This window comes from Eggerthella sp., from assembly GCF_048329335.1.
In the GTDB taxonomy this organism is placed as follows: Bacteria; Actinomycetota; Coriobacteriia; order Coriobacteriales; family Eggerthellaceae; genus Eggerthella; species Eggerthella lenta.
In genome coordinates, this window is record NZ_DBFEGU010000429.1 from 1 (window position 1) to 3,765 (window position 3,765).

Annotated in this window: 3 protein-coding genes and 2 tRNA genes; all 5 read right to left on the reverse strand. The window is 63.7% G+C overall.

The window, feature by feature from the left end:
• A partial coding sequence (locus ACMO6A_RS13230) for an amidohydrolase (protein ID WP_418471402.1) occupies window positions 1–1,144 on the reverse strand: 1,144 nt, incomplete at its 3' end.
• 30 nt (window positions 1,145–1,174) lie between these two features.
• On the reverse strand, window positions 1,175–2,227 hold the full coding sequence (locus ACMO6A_RS13235; protein WP_009306222.1) for an MBL fold metallo-hydrolase: 1,053 nt from the start codon (window positions 2,225–2,227) through the stop codon (window positions 1,175–1,177).
• Window positions 2,228–2,408: 181 nt separating this feature from the next.
• Window positions 2,409–2,485 (reverse strand) — tRNA-Glu (locus ACMO6A_RS13240).
• A 31-nt stretch (window positions 2,486–2,516) separates the two neighbouring features.
• Window positions 2,517–2,590: transfer RNA gene (locus ACMO6A_RS13245), tRNA-Gln, on the reverse strand.
• A gap of 174 nt (window positions 2,591–2,764) precedes the next feature.
• A complete protein-coding gene (locus tag ACMO6A_RS13250; RefSeq protein WP_009306221.1) occupies window positions 2,765–3,505 on the reverse strand; it encodes a CDGSH iron-sulfur domain-containing protein in 741 nt (246 codons plus the stop codon).
• Between the last annotated feature and the right edge of the window lie 260 nt (window positions 3,506–3,765).

The following is a 3,765-nucleotide window of genomic DNA, read 5'->3' on the forward strand; positions in this document are numbered from 1 at the left end:
GGTGCTCCAGGCAGTTTCGCTGCCCCTCCGGCAGCGGTCCGAATTTCGCGCGCGCCTCTTCGAAGATGTCGAGCGCCGCATGGATGGCCGCATCGCCGATGGCGTGGATACGCACGGGGAAGCCTTGTTCGGCTGCGGCAAGCACGTAGCGTCGCATGATCTCGGGATCTACCGTGGGTCGGCCGCAATCGCCTTCGACGTGCGCGTTCGCGTACGGTTCGGTCACCCAGGCGGTATGCTGGCTCGACACGCCGTCGAAGAACTGCTTGAAACCGGGTGCCTGCAGGCACGGACCCGTGTAGCGCGCACGCATGTCCTCGAAGCGGCTCATGTCGTCGAGCAAGGTGGGGAAGAGGTGCACGCGCGCGGTCAGCTCGCCGCGCTCCAGCAGGGATGCGTGCACGTCGTCCCGGATGAAGTCGAGCCCCGGATGGGCCATGAGCGACATGTCGCATACGCTGGTCACGCCGTTCTCGGCCAGCCGCGCGAAGAAGCCGCGGTAAGCGTCGGCCACCTCCTCGTCGGTGAACGACCCCATGATCTGCGGCATCAACTCCATGGCGGCCGCCTCGCGCACGATGCCGGTCAGCTCGCCTGTCTCGTCGCGGTCGTAGGAGCCGCCTGCCGGCGGCACGCTGTCGCGCGTGAGCCCCAGCTCGTCGAGCGCGGCCGAGTTCAGCCACAGCGTGTGCGCGTCTCCCGAGTACAGCGCCACGGGACGCGTGGGGAACGCTTCGTCCAGCGAGCGCTTCGACGGCAGCACTGGCGGGTTCCAGCGGTATTCGCGCCATCCTTGTGCCAGAAGCCAGCCGTTCGGCCGGTCTTTCGCGAACGCTTGCATGCGCGCCACGCAGTCGGTCTCGCTTTCGCCCAGGAACATGGTCGCCAAGGGCGAGGAATACACGGCCGAATGGAAGAAGTGCAGGTGCGAGTCGTGAAATCCCGGAACCACGAGCGCGTCTCCGAAGTCGTGCACCTCGGGCGCGCCCCCGCCTGCGTTCGCCTCGAGCGCGAAGGCGCGCACGTCCTCGCGCGATCCGACGGCGACGATACGATCGCCCGCGACGGCGATGGCCGCAGGTCGGGCGACGTCGCCGACTCCTGTGAACACGTTTCGGCTCTCGATGATCAGATCGATGCGCATGTGATGCTCCCTTCTATCGCGGCTGCGGCGCTACGGCAGCTCGAAACGGTACTCGTCGCCGCAGATGGTTTGCTTGATCTTGCCTTCGCACACGAGGTGCACGAGGTGGGCCATCGTCTCGCCCATCGAGAAGAACTTCTGGTCGAGCGGCCATTCGTTCCAATTCTCGTAGCGCCACTTGGCATGCGACGATATCGATACGATGTCGTCGTGGCCGGCGGCCACGAGGTCGTACAGTTCCTGGAGGCGCTCCCCATGATGCGCTATCAGGAACATGACGCGTTCGCGCAGTCCGGTGTAGGGCGTTCCGTGAGCCGGAAGCACCAGATCGACGTCGTACGAGTACATCTTCCCCAAGCTCTCCAAGAACTCCTCGAGGGCGTTGTACGCGGGGAACCACGACGAAACCGACGGCGTTATGCGCTCCAGCACGTGGTCGCCGATGATCATGAGCTTGCGGTCGGGCTCGTACAGGCAGATATGCCACGGATCGTGTCCTGGCGTTTCGATCACCTCGAACGAGAAACTTCCGGCGCGCAGCACATCGCCTTCGTGCAGGTAGATGAGATCGGGCTTGCACGTCAGCGGCAGCAGCTCGGCCGATATGTGCAGGCGATGCTTGCCCTTGCGGAACACGAGCCCGCTTTGCTGCGGCGTCGCCGCCTTGCGAAGCAGGGGGCCGAACACGTTCGCTTGCATCTGCATGAGATTCTCCACCTCTTTGAACGAGTGGAGGTTCGCATACACGCGCATACCGTCGCGGTAGATCCGATCGAGATTGCCCGTATGGTCGGGATGGGAATGCGTCAGGACGATCTCGACGGTGTCCCAGGTTCGCCCGAGGGATTCCAACGCCTTGTCAAGCGCCTTCTCGCATGCCGGGTGGTTGAAGCCAACGTCGATGATCGTAGTCGTCTCGTCTCCAAGGACGATGTAGGAGTTCAGCGCCTGCAGGGGGTTATGGGGAAGCGGCACGCGTACGCGGTAGAGCCCGGGACAGATCAGCAGGGGCTCGCCGAACGGCAGTTCCGCAGGGGCGCCAGCTGGCGGGGTCTCGGGTGCGCGGTTCTGTTCTTGCTCCATGAGGTTTCCTTTTCTCTTCGTTCGCCGCCATTGTACGACAGCATGCGCGGCCGGCGGTAGAAGGCTTTAGGCGAGAAGGGCGTAAGGCACCGTAATTCCGCAAGATGGCACATTTTGGCACACGAAAGACGATCGAAAAGAAAAAGGTCAGGAGCTTGCGCGCTCCTGACCTGCAATTTCTTGGTAGCTCCGACCGGATTCGAACCGGCGACCTCCGCCTTGAGAGGGCGGCGTCCTAAACCGCTAGACGACGGAGCCACATAGTGCGCTGTGCAGTATACCGTAAAAATGGCTGGGGTGGAAGGAGTCGAACCCTCACATACGGTACCAGAAACCGCTGTCCTGCCATTAGACGACACCCCATCGGCTAACCGATGTGCTCCTGTTGTTTTGAACAACAGTCGCAAGCGCGAGTTGGTATATTACGGGGTATGCGGCGCTTCGTCAAGCCTTATCGGCAAATTATTTTGGAAAAGTTGATGAATTGGATGGTCGGACAGGACGCAAGCGTGCGATTTCCCGGCGTTTACCAGGTGTTTATCCGTTCAAACCGTCTTCGTAGCCCACGGTCACGTGCATGGCGTCGCAGAAGGGCTTGTTGCGCGACGCGCCGCAGCGGCACAGCGCATAGCGGTTGCGTAGCTCGTACTCGGTGCCGTCCGCGCCGACGAGCGGGATGCCGCCGCGCACGTACAAAGGGCCGCTCACGCCTTCCTCGGGGTCTTCGAGCAGGGCGATGGAGGGGCCGAGCTCCGGCTCGTACATCGCTCCGGTCTCCGAATCGACGTGCACGAGCCTTCCGGCTGGGCAGTCGGTGGACTCCTGGACAGCCTCGCGCTTCAGGCGCTCGTCGCCGGACAGCTCGGTGAGCGTCCATACGTCGCCGTCCTCGCGGTGGCAGAAGCGGGCGAACGCGCAACGGTTGTCATCGTACAGCGTCACCCCGGGGCCAGGGTAGATGTCGGCGCGCTCCTCGAACGACGCGCGCGACGCGGTTTCCGCGCCGTGGAAGCCGGCGGCAACGTGCGAGCCGTCGCAGAACGGCGGCGTGCTCGTCTGCCCGCAGCGGCACAGCGCGTAGGTTTCCTGGTGGGGAAAGGCGCGCGCCGTGCGGTACTCGCGATGGCCGCCGACGGGGGTGATGACCTCCTGGGTCAAGGGCACCCCTCCGTTTACGAGATACGGTCCGTTGAGGGATATCGTGATGCTCATGCGATCGACGGGGGCGTCGACGGCGGCTTCCGGCTGCGACTGGGCGGTTGCGGAGGGTGTGGTCATGAGGTGCCTCGCTTTCCAGGGATGATCGTGATGCGCGTATGTCAGTATAGAAAGCGAACGCGTGCAGCGATCGGCATGCGGGAAGCCGTCACCGGGCGGTGGCTCGGCCGTTATAGAGGGGCTCGATCTTCATGCTCGGCACGCCATTCCTCTATGAAAGCGCGCAAAGCGCACGCCTTGTTGTCGATGCGCTCGTCCATGACGGCATCGAGCGCATCCGACAAGGCGAGGCCGACGAGGGGACCCTGCGGCACGCCGAG